Genomic DNA, 15,667 nt, shown 5'->3' on the forward strand with positions numbered 1-15,667 from the left:
GGCAATTGTGATGTCGTCCGTGATGAGTAACACCGCAACTGCAAACCTGCTCTTGCCGATCGTTATGGGTTTGGCCGTCTCCAGCGTCACGCCCGTTATGATTGGTGTGGCTTTTGCCTGCTCGTTGGCAATGCCGCTGCCTATTTCGACTCCCCCGAACGCAATTGCGTTTGGAACTGGCGAGTTGAAAACAATCGACATGCTCAAACCTGGCTTGGTGATCGCGGTCGTCGGAGCGATGCTGGCATTTTCAACAGGCTATTGGTGGTGGGACATCGTTGGTTTGTTCTAAATTATTGTGTCGCATGAGTTGACCGTTCAATAAGAGAGGCTATTGCAATGGAAGTTCACATTCAGAAATGTCAGGAGTGCCAGTCCACGGATGTATGCAATATGCTCGTGAGTGAACCAGGTCAGCCGCAAACCGTTTATGTAAAGTGCGCTTCCTGTGGCCAACTGGTCGCACGTTTCCTGTTGAGTGACTACTACCATCATGGCAAGGGAATTGAATCGTGGCTGCGATCTCTGGGGCCAGCCGCGTTCGAGAGTGGTCGAGATTTCCACGATGAATTTAGTCGAGTCCAAACAGCCGCCCTGGCAGGCTTCGAGGCAGCGTGTCGACGACTTGAGGAGCAGGAGCAAGTTGAACCGCCGTAGAGTGGCCAGTTTCAACAATGGCGATGTCAAAAAACATCTCAGAGAAACTCAAGGACTTCGATTTTCCGAGACCAAATGCTATACACCGGCTCGTTGAAATTACGTTCTGATGCCTCATATATTTGCGAGTGCATTTTCGGTTGAACACTCTACTGCGTGTGATCGGTTCGCTTCCCCCAGGAATGACACCGGCCATAAGACTCAGACTGTTCCTTGACGATCCCAGTCCTTGCCCCGAGCCAGGCGCTGGCTTCCTTCAAAGGCTCTTGAGGGACCGTTGTGTAGTGGATTTCGGCCACAGTTTGCGGTGCGTGATCAAGAATCAAACGCTTCAGTTGCTGGTCTGTATTGCTTGCAACAATGGTTTACCGTCGACATCAGGGTATTTGAGTCCCAGTAGTTTCGCGATCGTGGGAGCGATCACGGTATTGTCCACAGTTGGAAGCTTTATTCCTGTTCGAATGCCAGCACCAGACAGGATGCACATGGCATTCATCTTCGGAAGTTTTGCCAGAAACCCATGTGAGCCCAGAGACGTTCGCGCTTCTTCATATGTGGTGACAAGCGTATCTCCCGTCACGGAATCTGAGACTGCATATCCATCTTTCGCGATTAAAATGGCGTCGGGTACCTGGTTGTATTCACGCGGGTGCGGGAATCCGACTTCTTCAAAGCGATCTGGCAAGAGAACATCGGCGACACCTTCCTGCCCTGAGAACATCTTCTTGAAATCAGCAGAAGTCCGAGCAGCTTCAGCTGGATTAGTGCAGTACACGAGACCAATGCCACCTTCCGGAATGACATGTACCTGTGCCTGCGTCAGCTTTCCCCCCTCGACCTTCAATAAACCTGCCTGTCGCAGTAAAATGTTCGGCCGAATCGCTTTGGGTGTGAGGGTGAAACCGTGATCAGACACCAGGATAACCGTCGTCTTATCACGAATTCCAGCGTCATCGATCGCGTCTATAATTCGAGAGACACACATGTCAGCATACGCATTGGCAGTGTAGCCTTCTTGTGACTGTGCTCCCCGCTTGTGATGTGTCGCATCATTGTTCAGAAGATGGACAAGCATGAGATGTGGTTTACGTTCACAAATTAAATGACACGCTGCTTCAGTCCAGACATAATCCAACCCGACAATGCTGGCTTTACGAAAAGAGGTGTGCGTCTCGTCCTTCAAGAGGCCCTTTTCAATCAGTTCTGTTCGCAACCGTGGTGTCGTGTAATCAAGGGCCTCAGGAACATCAGGAAACTGGTCATCAAACGACTTCGAATTGCGAGTACACGGCCAGTTCACTTCAGCAGTTCTAAGCCCTGCAGCATGAGCCACATCCACTACGGTGGGAACTTTTACAAGCTCACTCTGGTCACGATGTGAATCAATCTTTACCGGTACTCCAATCCCACCACGCATGAGAACCCCATTTGCAAGTACACCATGTCGACCGGGTTTCATGCCTGTCACCAAAGTTGTGTGGTTGGGCCAGGTTACAGAAGGGTCAGAAACTTTCATTCCGCCATCAACGATACAGCCTTCGCGCGCGAGTCGACGAATTGTTGGCAACGGAACTTTAGGATCATCAACAAGATAGGCTGCTAACCCGTCAATGCTGATGACAACCACGTGATGTTGACCATCGGCTGCTTGTGCCACGGTCAGAGTGTTTAGACAGACCAGGGCAACAACAATTAGACAGTAGAACTGACAATAACTATTACGCATGCAAGCTTTCTCCCCAGGGATTGATCCATTAAAAATCATTTTAACAAATCAACCATCCGAGTCTAAAGTAATTCCAAAAGATCCAGCGAACCACAAAGGCGTCCTGTCACGTCTCCAGGAATGACAATATTCACAAGACTAAGAGTTCTGTCGTAACCCGGTCCGTTCGCTATGCTGAGCACACTAGGAAATTTATCTCCTGGAAGCCAGGCTCTATGAAGACCTGCAAACTGAAGAAGTCGCAGTCTGAAGCCGCCTTAAAGATTACTCAGAATTGACTTTGAACATATGATTGTGTACTATTACGTCTTCCTGATCGATGACTTTTTGGGCTTTGAAGATGTATTTATGGCTGCATATGTTCAGGATAAGTTTTGAGTGAAGCGAAAGACGAAGTAATGACTGAAGGTACTATTAAGAGAGTAGTTGACAAAGGGTTTGGATTCATTGATAACGGAACTGGAACAGATATGTTCTTCCACATGTCAAATCTTGAAGGAATCCAGTTCGATGATCTTCAAGAAGGTCAACGTGTTGAGTACACTGAAGGACAAGGTCCTAAGGGCCCACGTGCTGAGAACGTTCGAGCTATCTGAGCTCCAACCCCATGATGAAGTCTGACTGGGGTTGTCGTCAATGACCTGCAATGCCTTATCAGAGTGATCACAGAAGCCGGTGAGAAATCGTCGGCTTTTTTTATGCGCCTCGACTTCCTGCTGATCAACATGAGTTTTGTTATCGGGTTAACAGGCGGGCAATCTTCGTCTTCTGAAAAAGAGACTCATGTTTAAACGGAACTGCCTAAACGTCTTTCTATCCCTCACAGTGCTGCTGTTGTATGCCGCACAATCAAAATGCGAAGCCGGAAACGATGCTGGCACAGCCATCCCCGCCGCTTACGGTGTGCGATGGAAACTCATCGAAGACGAAGTGAAAGACTATCTCGCCCCCTGCGAACGGATCGGATTAGCAAAAGACCTCAAGGCGACCGACTTCGATGAAATCCCACCCTTCAGCCAAATGCGGCTGTGTAATGTCCTGCAGTGGGAAGAGGGGGAGGCCACGATGACTTATGCTGACGAACCCGGTTTCTCGCTGACGGGCAGCAATGGGAATGTCTTCGTGGAAATCCCCCGGCACTATGCAAGGCGATATGTGAAGGACGGGTATGAATACCGTTTTGTCAGTGATAAGCCACTACCCGGATTTGTTGTTGATCCAGCCTTCGTAGAAGACGGTCGGGAACTGCCGGCGATCTATGTCAGCGCCTACGAAGCCCACGTGCGCGACGGCAAGATGCTGAGTATCTCGGGCGTCTACCCGACCGCAGATGGCACGCGACCCGAATACCGTAGCTTTGCGCGGGCCAACGGGCCAGGCTATGGAATTCTCGATCTCCGCACGTTGAATCTGCTGCAGAATCTGTTCCTGGTGGAACAGGCCACTCGCGACAGTCAGGCAGCGGTGGGCGGCGGCTGGGGAAAAATCCTGCAACCCTCGCGCGGCGCACGTCTGCGATGTGCGCTGGCAGAGCAAAATACCAACCGGTTTATTGTCAGCAACTGGAGTTCGTATCACTCCCAAAAACTGTTCGTTGGGTCCGCAATTCAAATGGTGGACTGGAATGATCAGCATACGGTGCTGGCGAACGAACGCACCATCGTGCGTGTGGAGGCCGATACGCCGCGTGATGGAATGACTTCGATCTACTTCGATGGAACGCCGCTCGACACGACCACGAACATGATGCTTGGCGGTGCTGCTCAGAAAACCGGTTGGGCCGACAGCCTGCAGGCACCCTCGGACCACACGCCACCCAACGGCGACGGAGCAGACGCCAGTTATCGCTGTGCAGTAAGATACCGCTACATGGAGAACCTGTGGGGCAATGTCTGGCATTTTATTGACGGGCTGAACTTCAAAAACGGCCAGGCGTACGTCTGCGACAACATGCGTGATTACGCCAGCGACGTGACCAGCGGCGCATATCGGCCGACCGGCATCACCCAGGAGATCCAGACCGACAACGGCACCGTCGGCGGCGATCGCGAGCGGAACTACATGAAGAACCTGACCTTCAATCCGGCTCATCCCCTGCTGGCACTTCCCCTGGATTACGTTAATCAAGGCGTGGAGTCGGTGCCGCACGCACAAAAAACTCCGCGTCTCGGCAGTGACACGCTGCGGCATAATAACTTCGGTGACTACTACTATCTCAGCAAAAGCGCAACCTGTTACGTGCACGGCGGCGGATTCGACCACTACTGGCGCTGCGGATTATTCACACTCCGCGGCTGGCAGACAGACACCAGACGCTGGTATCTCTACGGTGCTCGCATGATTTATAAGCCGCTCTGAGTATCAGTTAGACCGACCAGGATGATGTTTTCCAAAATCAAGTACGAGTCTGAATGAATTGAGACTTGGCACCTTTGTTGAATCCTTCACACAATGTTCGCAAAGTGCTCATTGAGTTCTCGTTCATCTTTGTGCGCTCAGGTCCAATTCGGAGAGTATAGGCAATGACTTAAACCAGGCGCCCACAATTTCTGGGGAACTTTACCCGGCGTTCAATCTCCAGATCGTGAAGTTTAACACGCTGGCGAAGCTGACCCAGGCCAGATACGGCACCATCAGCCAGCCGGCTGCTCTTGAACATCGAAAGAATGTAACAGTCGTTGCAATAATAGCAAGCCAGAGGATTACGATCTCCGCGAACGCCCAGCTAGGTTCATGCATGCCGAAGAAGATCCATGACCAGGCGACGTTCAAGCTGAGTTGCCCTGCGAACAGCGTGAGAGGCATCCTCGCAGCCTTTAACCCTTCCGGTTTCCAGACTATCCAGGCTGCGATCGCCATCATCACGAAAAGCGTAGTCCATACTGGGCCAAAAACAGAGTCCGGTGGATTCCACATCGGCTTCTCGATGGTCTTGTACCAGCCCTCGATCTCGGGCGTGGTTGCGATGGCTCCCAGACCGCCCGCTCCCAGACAGATAACGATAAAGACCACAAGGCCGGTCCAGCGAGCGCGTTCGGTCATACTGTTTCCTCCCTTTTGGGATCGAGGTATTGCGATTGATTCACGTGGCAATCCTATTGAAAATGAGAGGATGCTCGCTCAAAGCCGGCCTGCAAGTCGGAGAACGCCTTCTCTGCGCTGCTTTTGAGATCTTCCCAAGCTTGTTCCCCCGCGGATTGCAGCTCGTCCAGCTTACTCTGGGCTTCGTTCCGCTGTTGACGTAACTCGTTCAGGCGTCTCTCGTAGCTGATTTTCGTGTCGGCCTCTGCCTCTCGGGCTTTGGCCTCCCACTGATCCAGCTTAGCGTTCCATTCGTCTATTTGGGCTTTGAGTTTCTCCACATAGGCGTCACGGGACATCTTTCTCCTCCAGTCGATTTATGTAAATTAACGATACCTCTGCTCATTCTAGTCATTTACCGAGATTAATCGAGTCAACCGCGGGGGCGCTGGTGTGAGCACCATGCCAGCGAATCAACAGAGCAATTGCCTGGTTATTACAACAAAGCGACCTGAATCCCGTCCTGAAGTGGAATACAGCAGACTGGGATGAAATCCCGGCTGATTTTGGACGGAAGTTATACTTGCTGGCGTGCTGGAATAAACCGGTGTCGAACCACAAGCTGAACGAACCAGCAGAGGAAAAGCTCACAAGCATTACGATTTGGCCAGATGATTTCGGTGACCTCGTCAAACTCGCTGGAAATTCTCTTCCTGCCGAATCTGCTCTACTTCATTTTGCCGGTTTCAGGGAGATTGGCGGCGTAAGTGAGGTCTGCTCGTCCCGCAAAGCTTTGACGTCAATCGGATCGTCGGTCGTCCACTGGCTGACTTCCGGTTGATGTACCATCGCGAACGAGGTCTGCAGCGGGTAATTGCAGATGCAGCCGGTCGAGAAACAGGGCACGCTCAACAGGCCGTCAGCGGCGACCAGGCTGTTGCTGCAGCCCGATCTGAGGTTCCGCAGACTGAACTCTTTGTTTTGATCCATGTCCACATACGTGGCACAGTTATTCCGCAGAAAGAGCAGGTTCTGATTGCCCACGGTGTAGTTACAGCCGCTCCGCTTGAACAGGGGGGAGGTGGAGAGTTGCTCGCCGGTCAGGAGGTCATACTTGATCCCTGCCTGGTTGATAAACGAATCATCATAGAGCATCAGTGGCTGCATTCCGATCGGCTTCTCCCAGACAATCTCGCCCGTCGCCGCGTTGATCGCCTGCATCTCTTTCAGCTTGCCCGTATACAGGAACTTGGACTGATACGAGTAGGCAGACCAGTCGTCGTAGGGACGAATCGCCAGTGGGCCGCGACCGGTCATCACCCGATGCCCGTATTGCCGGTCATACTTCCATTTGACTGTACCGTCAGCTGCATCCAGTGCCAGCACGGTCGAAGTAAAGGTCTCGGGAGCCGTGCCACGACGCATCAGGTGGTCAGCCTTGAGCGGCGCGATCGAATCAGTGCAGTAGACCAGTCCTTCACCAATAACGATCGAATGAATGTTGAAGCGTTCGATCGCGGATGTTGACCAGAGCTGTTTGCCAGTTTTCCTGTCAAACGCCACAATCGTTTTCGCATCCCATAAACCCGACTCAATCGCCGGGTGACTGCTGCCTTTAGGCAGGTCATAGCCGACCGCGATCAGAATCAGCGGATCAGAGACTCGCACATCGACCACGCCCGGCTCTCCTTGCAATGCAGGATCGAGCTGGCATGAGAGCGTCTGGACGATCGAGCCGTCCGCCGGGTTCAGAATCACGCATTCGGAGTTCCGGCCGACAATCACTGCATCGGGTAAGGTCGCAAAACGGACAATCGAGGTTCCGGTATCGAAGTTCCACAACAGACGCCCGGTGTATGCGTCGAGGGCCGTCAGCCGTTTCGCCCGGTCATCGAAGGCCACCAGTCGCCCACCGGCCACCTGCGGCTTCACGCCCCGTCCGTAATCCTTGAACTTGTGAAACCCGTGGCCGGGACCGTCGCCATACCAGAGAATCCCCAGCGGCGCCTTGACCAGTTTGTCACGTGAAAAGTAAGACCGGGCTCCATCCGAACATTCGTGCGTCCAGTCGGACGAGCCGGGCAGGGCACCGACCCGCATCAGGAAGACCTTGTCCTGTCGCTGTTTCACGTCCCAATGTTGAGTATCCAGGCCGTCAATCACCTGTTGAATCACCGTCCGATTTTCTTCATTCACCGTCAGGCAGGCCACGCCCCCATAAGGCCTCACCACGTTCAGTCGCTCCTTCGCAGCAATCGCACTCTGCGCGGCGGGACTCTGATCGATGATCAGATCCGCCAGATAATGCGGCAACTGAAAGGTATCAGGATCAGCCTGAATCACCTGAATGTTCCTGCCATACCCGTCGACATTTTGAAATTTATTCCGCAATCGGCTGACCATCGCGGCATCGTCTTCAACGACGATCAGGCGAACATTGGCAACCTGCAGAATCGCCTCGGGCAACGACTCGTGGCCCAGGCCCAGCAGCACTACGTAACCGGGCTTCACGGAATTTGCCACACCCGCTTTAATAGAACTCGCATCCAGATACTCAAAGGCAGCATGAGTCACTTCCTCGGGGATTTTCGGCAGCGGAACATGCGCCAGCTGGTGCCATTTGTGTTTCTGCGATTTTGCCTGAAAACAGTGCAGCTCGCCGTTCAAACAGGAAACAATCAGACGCTGATTGGCGGCGATCAGCGAGCCAACCGTGTCATTCAGTTTTTCCTTCCAGACCAGTTTCGCTGATTTTCCGTCCGCCGCGATCTCCGCAGCAAACAGTGTCGCCCCCACATGCCCATACAGGGTTTTGCCGGCCTTGATGACGGAATGCGTCACCCCTTTGCCCAGCTTCGTATCCAGTTTCCAGAGCAGGGGGGCTTCCCACTTGCCGGGATTGAGCGTCTGCGCCCCCAGCTTTTTCTCGTACTGTCCTTTCTTCGCCTTTGAAAGATCATAGGCGTAGATCACCCCTTTCTCGACGCCGTAACTGATTCCCTCATCATAGGTCGCCCGATAACTGCAACCGGGCATCATCTTGTAGGCATTGAACGGCCCTTCAAAGAGATCCCGCTTGGGTGTGCTCCAGGACTCGGGCGCATTCTTCCCCGCTTCCACCCAGCGGTTGCCGACTTCGCGTCCGTCTGACAGATTCACCACGCCGGAATGCCCGACCAGCAAAACCTCACCCGCTGCGGTCACGCGGGAATCCCCGTTACGATAGCCCTGTACGTAGTAGTACATTTTGCCCGTTTCGGGATCAATGCGGGCCGGCATTGAACGGCCGTTGGGCACGACCAGCATCCCGTCTGCGATCAGGCAATACCCTTGTGGTGAAAGCCCCGCTTCCTGCAGGTAATTATGATCGATGCGGACATTCTTCAGGAACTGAATTCGCTGATTGATCCACTTTCGTTTGCCTGTTTCTATATCGACAGCACTCAGATAGGTTCCCATCGAAGGCCAGATCCCCGCGCCAAAGAAGGCGACACCGTCCTTCACGACCGGTGCACCGCGGACAGGCCAGTAGGAAATCAGACGATCATTGCCCAGATGCCACCTGCGGGGATGCGTCTCGGGGGCCCCGGTGATTTTCCAGCGGAGTTTCCCGTCTGGCAGATTGAGACAGTAGAGGTAGCCGTCGTCCGAACCGAACAGCACGTTGTCTTCCACGACCACCGGTGCGAACCGGATCGGCCCATTAGTCTCATAGCGCCAGAGCACATCCCCTGTGTTTGCATCGAAAGCACTCAAATTGCCATCCAGCGGAGAGCCGAGGAGAATGCGATCGCCGACCGCCACCGGTTCCTGCACCAGGTCATACTGCAGGCGCTCCTCGTTCGGCCAGGCGACCTGGTGCCGTGGCAACTGACGTGTCCAGCTCCGCTTGAGGTCCACGGGCAGGGTTTCAGTGGTGACGGCGGTCCGTTCCGGATTCCCCCGCCACATCGGCCAGTCGGCTGCGGACAGAGTTGAAATACAGAGCATAAACAATACGGCACAGAATGTGCCACGGACAACGGTTTGATATCGAGCGAGCATAAGTTCTTTTCACTGGCAGGAAGTTGGTGGGAGGAATGATTTCAGAGTGCTACATGCGTTTCTAACACCAGTATGTCCAGGATTCCCCGGATAGCGTTACCTGGAACTGCTTCCGACACAAATCAAAGTCATTGTAACCGCAGCCCTCCCCACTATGTCCAACGCGGGGCGATTTTTTGAGAATTTTCCCTGTAAGCTACAGCCGAGAAGGGCTTCACAGACCGCGTTTGGACTGTGAAGCCGTCCCTCAGGTGGGGTTTGGCTTCTTCGGCTTCAAGGTCGAGCTGGGCTTTAGTTGCCCGCCAAGCGGCTTCAGCCTACTTCCTGGCCTCGCGATCGCTCTTCCCGCTACCGCCGTCGAAGCGGTACTTCTTGCCGAGATAGACGACCCGCCACTTGTTGCGGGCGGCATCCCATATCAAACGGTAAGTCAACTAAATAGCTGCGACCATCATTTCTCATGCTACACAACGCGGCCACAAGCACACTTACCCATCAAGCTGCCTCAGGGGCCCTCTGGCTGTATATTAGCTTTGCAGACATACAACTCTCGTCAGGAGTTTCGAGGCTGAATAAGGCGATTCTGAGCAGCCTGGAGCACAGAAAGCGTTACGTTCTATAACAGCCATTGGGAGGCAATTAAAAAGATCAAATTAGGTACACTTTTAAAATGGACTATTCAGGTACAATTCAGGCAAAAACAAAAAGGCCATAAGTGACTGACACTTATGGCCTTATATGCACGCCCGGGTGGATTCGAACCACCGACCTACGGATTAGAAGTCCGTTGCTCTATCCAGCTGAGCTACGGGCGCCTGTGTTTCTCTATGGACCCCATTTCGGGCGAATGAGTTCGCACCGGGGTCGCGGAAGCGGTGCTGGATTCTAACGGGAAAGTGCTTTTCGGCTCAATACTTACAACACACAATGCAGGCCCCGAATTCAAAAAAATCCGGGTTTCCGGCTGCGGATAATCCATTTTGAGCCTCCGGCCAGCAGCACGATCCCTGTTTTCGCCGCGATTCACTCTGCCTGCTGCACCAGTTCGTGAATGCGCTTGATCAGAATATCTTCGGTTCCTTTCGCCCAGCGGCCCGGCTGATTGTAGTAGATCATCGAGAAATCAACCTCGTAACCGCCTTCATCCCGCATCCGCTCTGACGCGACGTAGCCAAACACGTCGTTGGCGTAAGCAGTCACCCAGACGGCATCACTTTTGAGTTCCCGCTTGAGCCGCAACGCGTAGTCCACCACCACTTCGCCTCCCAGGAAGACCATCGTGAACTGCCGACCGAACTTCCAGACCTGCACGGGAGCAGGGTAGCTCGTCGGCAGTTTCCCCTCTTTCTCGAAGTGCTTGAGCATGTTAGCCCCGTGCTGTCTGACCTGCGGCCGCTGATGATCGAGGGCCGTTTCCAGTTCCTGTTTTGAAGGGGGCTCGAAAGGCAGATCCGCCTTGCCATAAGCGGTTTCCAGCGGGGCCGTAATGGGTTGCGTCTCTTGTTTCAGCAGTCGGGCAACTTCCACCGCGATCGCCCGGCCATGACCGATAGCCAGATCTTTCGCTACATCCTTCTTGCCCCGGATCGGGTTCTGATCGGCTCCACAACCGATCGTGCAGACAGCGACAATCTCCCCCTGTTGTTCTTCAATATAACGGGCGGCATAGCCGGCCCAGTCGCCGTTGAGACAATTGTAATCGCTGCCGAACGTGGTGCAGTGACAGGCATAGTTAAATACCAGTCCCCGAAGTCGTCCGTTGCCATCAGTCACCTTCAATACCGGCAGACTGTGGTCGACGGGCCCCTCCGGATTGACACCGAACCCGGTCCACTTGCCGTTCTTCAGCACCCGCCGGTTCTGGGCAAAGCCAACTTCACCAGTGACCAGAGCCATCGTTCCTGGCTTGAGATCTTCAATCGCAGTGCCGACGGTCTTTACAATCCGCGCTTCGACCTGGGTCCAGTACTTCTGTGATGCATTCCGCTGCGCCTCGGTCAGCGGAGTAGAGAAGATATTTGACAAGCCCTCCACCGGATGCGGAGCGGTATGGGAATGCGTGCTGCAGATCACCAGTTGATCGCGGTCCAGTCCGTACTTCTCTTTGACCGTCTTCGCAATCCGGTCGGTAAACGTACCGGCGAAGCCGATGGAATCGAGTGAGACCAGCGCACAGACTTTTTTCTCAGGCGATCGAATCGCGATGGCCCGCACATACAGGGGCTCATCCACGTTCTCGTAAACCGTATCCCGATTGCCGTACCCGGAGAGCCGTAACGGGACCTCGGGGGTGATTTCGGTCTTCGCGAAACCATAAGCATAACCAGCGTCCGCAGCACGGAGTGTGCCACCACTCAGGCAGCAGACACACAACACAACAGACAGAAATTTCAAACCACAGGCAACCATCGCATTCTCCCAAAAGCAGAGACAGGCGGAAATTAAACATAATCCATTCTCCTGATTATGCCATATCTCGCCAGCGATGGAAACCAGCAACCCGCGGTCAGGGAAAGCAGCCTCTTCTGAATTGAAAAAACACAAAGCCCATTGATCGACTGCTGTCGCGCCAGTAACACAATCGGATCAACGGGCTTTGTTACTGTTTAAGAGCTGAATTACTCCGATTTTTGTCTCTCACTTTTGAAAAAACAAAACCTCGTTAAATGAATTCTCCGTGAGTTTTCCAGGATCGGCTTGCACATCACCCTGTTTCTGTTTATCACAACGATTCACAAATATCGTAGTGGATAAATTTGAAGCGATTGAATAGGCTGGCCTGCACATATAGCAGTTCCTGCCCGGGACAAGCGCCCTTTCATATCCTTCCGGGAGAGATCATAAATGCCAGAAATCGTCGTCACCTGTCCGCACTGTCAGGCTAAAGCTAAACTCAAAAGCACCAAAATGCTGGGGAAGAAAGTCAACTGCCGCAGTTGCGAAACCCCCTATGTGCTCAAAGCCGATGGCCAGCAGAAAAAGGCCAGAGCCGCGTCCGCAGATGAGTTCGATGATTTCGACGAAGAATTTGACAGTGCCGCCGTAGCCCGCGCCCGCCGCGCACGCAAAAGAAAGGGAAGTCCAGCAGCAGCGCCGGCACAACGAAGGCCAAATCCAAGAGTAAAAAATCGGAACAGGAAAAGTCACAACCTCCCGTCCTGCTGTTAGTCGGCGGCAGTATCCTGGGGCTCGCCCTGACCGGCGGTGTGATCTATTTCATGGTGACCGCTGGAAGTTCGCTGAGTGCTCAGAATGCGGCACAGAATCAGCAGGCAGGTCCCGTCAAGTATGCGACCTTCCATCCGGAAGTCGGCGACTTCGGCTGCGAATATCCCGATAACTGGAATGTCAAAAGCGGAGGCGGGCAGGGGGGCGTCCAGAGCTGGGCCAGGTTCAGTTCCCCCGATGAAAGCGCCACGATTTCGGTACGCGGCAACATGACCGGCGGCGCCCTCGGTGGTGCCGGCCTGGCGATGATACAAGGCGCAGATTCCGACGAAATCGAACCGCCGGTCGTCGGCATTCATCGCCTGATGAAGATCAAACTGGCGGACGACTATCCCAATTACGAAGAAATCGGCGACTACCAGTTACTGGAGACCAAAATGGGCGATGCTTGTCAGTCCGTCTTCACCACCAAATCACTGCTGGGAGGCACACAGCGCGGCTACCGGGTGACCCTGCTCACCGGACGGGTGCAGTTCAATATGATCTGCCTCTGTCCCGACGGTCAGTTCGATCAGTTAACGCCAATCTTCACCCAGGTGATCAATACGATTCACGAAAAGTAACCACATCGAAAGAATCTGTCAGTTTAACCCCACGACCAGGCGAACTGGTTCTTGAAGTGGTGGTAATACAGGCCGATCATTCGTAACGCCACCAGCTCGACGTAGATCATCACGCCTCGCATCAGAAACAGGCCCATGATTCCCCATTCGATGTTCGCGAAGGTCAAGCCCAGCTGCAACCCCGCCACGAAGAACATCCCGGTAGCGGTAAAGAAGTAAGCGGGCATCGATTTGAAAATCGTCAGGACCATCAGGTCAAGACGGAAGACCGATTCCACACCACCAACGGCCACACACAGCGCCAGAATCGGCCAGAAGAACACGCCCATACAATACAGAAACATGAACATGCTCAGGTGAAACGCGGGCAGGTTGTCACCAATGGTCTCCATTCCGAACAGATACAGTCCTGCATCCGCAATGATCTCAGGATTGAGGAAGAAGATCACTCCTACATAGGCATAAGCCGGAAAATGCACCAGGAACCAGGTGAAAATCCACTTGATCATCGGGATAAAAAAGCCCTCTTCGGGGCTTAACTCCGGCAGATGTTTCTCGCCGGCAGCCGCTTCATAAATCACGCAGAAGCGATAATGGCTGTACCAGCCCCGGATGATGATCAGCCCGATAAATCCCAGCGTGCCGGCGAAAGGTAATAATGAGAAACAGAGCCCCATCCCCAGCCAGAGCAGCATAAAGATAAACAGGTTGGAGGGATCGAGCAGCATCAGGAACGTCGCCTGCAGATCCTCGACGTAGTTATTCTCTTTCTTCCGCGTGACGGGACCGTCTTCATCACCGTCATACTTCTCGGCCTTAACCATCGGCTTGCGTCGCACCGGTCGGCGAATCGTTTTGGACTTCGCTTCCAGTTCCACCGCATCGTCCAGCAGGCTGGAAAAGTCATTCTCGGCGTAGTCTTCGTCCTGTATTGATTCCAGCGTGGGAATCGCCACGGTTTCGCCACACTCCTTACAGCGCAGCTTTTTACCGGCGGCTTCCTCTTTGACTTTATAATTCTTCGCACAGACAGGGCAGCTGACTTGAATTGACATGGAACGGACTCATCCTGAAGAACAAACGGCGCTGGGAAAACAGTCTTGTCTTGAGTCTGACAACGCGAACGATCCGACCCAGGATCAAATGAAACTGTTTTTTTTTGTTCACTCTCAGCATAACGCCTTTCACCTGATTTCGCGAGCGTTTTCTGTGGAATGTTCAGCCCGCCCCAAATCGCTTCTCCAACTATTCACACTTCGGCCATCGAATATTTAAACAACGCTGTTAAAAACCTGGCCAGACCTGCTTCGAGCACAGCGAACAAATAAACTCGCGGCCTGCTTAGAGAAGCTTTTTCCAGCCAGACGCTGCGCCCACATAGTAAAACGCCCACCGTTTTACCCACCACGACAACCCGCTACCTGTTACGTACCCTCTCAATTCAAACCCCAGGAGACCCGATCGTGTTGTATCGTCACCCCACCCGTAAAGGATTTACCCTCATTGAACTGCTGGTGGTCATTGCCATCATCGCCATTCTGATCGCGCTGCTGCTCCCTGCAGTCCAGCAGGCTCGGGAAGCCGCCCGCCGCAGTTCCTGCAAGAACAACCTCAAACAGATAGGCATCGCGATGCACAACTACAACGACGTGCATTCCACGCTCCCGCCCGGCTACCTCGATGACGATCCGCTCGCCAATGTCACCAACCACAACCTCCTCGGCTGGGGAACCTTCATTCTGCCCTACATCGAACAGAGTGCCCTCTACAACTCCATCGCCGAAGTCGGCGGTCTCGACAACAGCTGGACCACCATTCCCGAAATGACCACCGGCTCCGCAACGGTGACCACTCCCTATTCCAAAGTTGTACTGACAACCTACATCTGTCCCTCCGATCCAATGGGCGGCCTGAATACTGATGTCGGCGGCTACGGAAAATCCAACTACACCGGCGTCGCAGGCAATACCTATCGCAGCTCCGGATCGACGAAACCGACCGGCTCGTTCTATGACAATTCCAATGTTCGCTTCCGAGACTACCGTGACGGTTTGAGTAATACCATCATCATCGGCGAGCGGGGGACGGAAGGCGCCAAGAACGGCACAATCTGGATCGGCAACTACTCTGACGCCGCGTATTACACGCAAAACGCCATCGCCACCAACAGCGCCTACTACGGCATCAACGGCACCGCCGGCTCCTGGAACTTTACCAGTTCCCACACAGGCGGCTGTCACTTCCTGCTGGGCGACGGCGCGGTCCGCTTCCTCAGTGAAAATATCGACCTCAATACCTACCGTGATCTGGGCTTCATCGCAGACGGCAACCCCGTCGAACTGCCTTAAGCATCTGACCACGATTCCCATTCGCTCCGGTGTGTTGTCCCGACAGGCGACACACCGGAGACATTCCACATTCTCCCCAC

At 53.7% G+C, this 15,667-nt stretch carries 13 protein-coding genes, 1 tRNA gene and 1 pseudogene; 7 read left to right on the top strand and 8 right to left on the bottom strand.

Features of this window, described 5'->3' with window-relative positions; genetic code table 11:
• Together RID21_RS01130 and RID21_RS01135 are read left to right on the top strand one after the other, a co-directional pair.
• Positions 1-292, top strand: a 292-nt coding sequence (locus RID21_RS01130) for an anion permease (RefSeq protein WP_350186791.1), incomplete at its 5' end; no start/stop codon positions are given.
• 101 nt (positions 293-393) lie between these two features.
• On the top strand, positions 394-657 hold the full coding sequence (locus tag RID21_RS01135) for a hypothetical protein (RefSeq protein WP_350186792.1): 264 nt from the start codon (positions 394-396) through the stop codon (positions 655-657).
• A 331-nt stretch (positions 658-988) separates the two neighbouring features.
• Here RID21_RS01135 and RID21_RS01140 read toward each other — a convergent pair whose 3' ends face one another.
• On the bottom strand, positions 989-2,383 hold the full coding sequence (locus RID21_RS01140; RefSeq protein WP_350186793.1) for an alkaline phosphatase family protein: 1,395 nt from the start codon (positions 2,381-2,383) through the stop codon (positions 989-991).
• 398 nt (positions 2,384-2,781) lie between these two features.
• Between RID21_RS01140 and RID21_RS01145 the strand changes: the two genes are divergently transcribed.
• Together RID21_RS01145 and RID21_RS01150 are read left to right on the top strand one after the other, a co-directional pair.
• Positions 2,782-2,979 (top strand): cold-shock protein, encoded by a 198-nt coding sequence (locus tag RID21_RS01145; RefSeq protein WP_350187285.1) that lies wholly within the window; start codon positions 2,782-2,784, stop codon positions 2,977-2,979.
• A 187-nt stretch (positions 2,980-3,166) separates the two neighbouring features.
• Positions 3,167-4,741 carry a hypothetical protein gene (locus RID21_RS01150; RefSeq protein ID WP_350186795.1) on the top strand — a complete coding sequence of 525 codons (1,575 nt, stop codon included), beginning with the start codon at positions 3,167-3,169 and terminating at the stop codon, positions 4,739-4,741.
• Positions 4,742-4,942: 201 nt separating this feature from the next.
• Here the strand turns inward: RID21_RS01150 and RID21_RS01155 are convergent, their stop codons facing one another.
• Complete coding sequence (locus tag RID21_RS01155) at positions 4,943-5,425, bottom strand: TspO/MBR family protein (RefSeq protein ID WP_350186796.1); 483 nt, start codon at positions 5,423-5,425, stop codon at positions 4,943-4,945.
• Between the two features lie 53 nt (positions 5,426-5,478).
• On the bottom strand, positions 5,479-5,763 hold the full coding sequence (locus tag RID21_RS01160) for a sll1863 family stress response protein (protein WP_350186797.1): 285 nt from the start codon (positions 5,761-5,763) through the stop codon (positions 5,479-5,481).
• A 113-nt stretch (positions 5,764-5,876) separates the two neighbouring features.
• Here RID21_RS01160 and RID21_RS30680 point away from each other — a divergent pair.
• Positions 5,877-5,981, top strand: a pseudogene (locus tag RID21_RS30680) (ribonuclease H); the annotation flags it as partial.
• A gap of 155 nt (positions 5,982-6,136) precedes the next feature.
• On the opposite strand, the gene RID21_RS01165 reads toward RID21_RS30680, so the two are convergent.
• From RID21_RS01165 to RID21_RS01180, 4 genes are all read right to left on the bottom strand, one after another.
• Positions 6,137-9,448 carry an outer membrane protein assembly factor BamB family protein gene (locus RID21_RS01165; RefSeq protein ID WP_350186799.1) on the bottom strand — a complete coding sequence of 1,104 codons (3,312 nt, stop codon included), beginning with the start codon at positions 9,446-9,448 and terminating at the stop codon, positions 6,137-6,139.
• A gap of 741 nt (positions 9,449-10,189) precedes the next feature.
• Positions 10,190-10,263, bottom strand: a tRNA-Arg gene (locus RID21_RS01170).
• 208 nt (positions 10,264-10,471) lie between these two features.
• Positions 10,472-11,857 (bottom strand): neutral/alkaline non-lysosomal ceramidase N-terminal domain-containing protein, encoded by a 1,386-nt coding sequence (locus RID21_RS01175; protein ID WP_350186800.1) that lies wholly within the window; start codon positions 11,855-11,857, stop codon positions 10,472-10,474.
• 429 nt (positions 11,858-12,286) lie between these two features.
• On the bottom strand, positions 12,287-12,595 hold the full coding sequence (locus RID21_RS01180; protein ID WP_350186801.1) for a hypothetical protein: 309 nt from the start codon (positions 12,593-12,595) through the stop codon (positions 12,287-12,289).
• A 59-nt stretch (positions 12,596-12,654) separates the two neighbouring features.
• Between RID21_RS01180 and RID21_RS01185 the strand changes: the two genes are divergently transcribed.
• Complete coding sequence (locus RID21_RS01185) at positions 12,655-13,239, top strand: hypothetical protein (protein WP_350186803.1); 585 nt, start codon at positions 12,655-12,657, stop codon at positions 13,237-13,239.
• 23 nt (positions 13,240-13,262) lie between these two features.
• On the opposite strand, the gene RID21_RS01190 is transcribed toward RID21_RS01185, so the two are convergent.
• Positions 13,263-14,294 carry a hypothetical protein gene (locus RID21_RS01190; protein ID WP_350186804.1) on the bottom strand — a complete coding sequence of 344 codons (1,032 nt, stop codon included), beginning with the start codon at positions 14,292-14,294 and terminating at the stop codon, positions 13,263-13,265.
• 408 nt (positions 14,295-14,702) lie between these two features.
• Between RID21_RS01190 and RID21_RS01195 the strand changes: the two genes are divergently transcribed.
• A complete protein-coding gene (locus tag RID21_RS01195) occupies positions 14,703-15,587 on the top strand; it encodes a DUF1559 domain-containing protein (RefSeq protein ID WP_350186806.1) in 885 nt (294 codons plus the stop codon).
• The last annotated feature ends 80 nt before the right edge of the window (positions 15,588-15,667 follow it).

The organism is Gimesia sp. (genome assembly GCF_040219335.1).
Taxonomy (GTDB): domain Bacteria; phylum Planctomycetota; class Planctomycetia; order Planctomycetales; family Planctomycetaceae; genus Gimesia.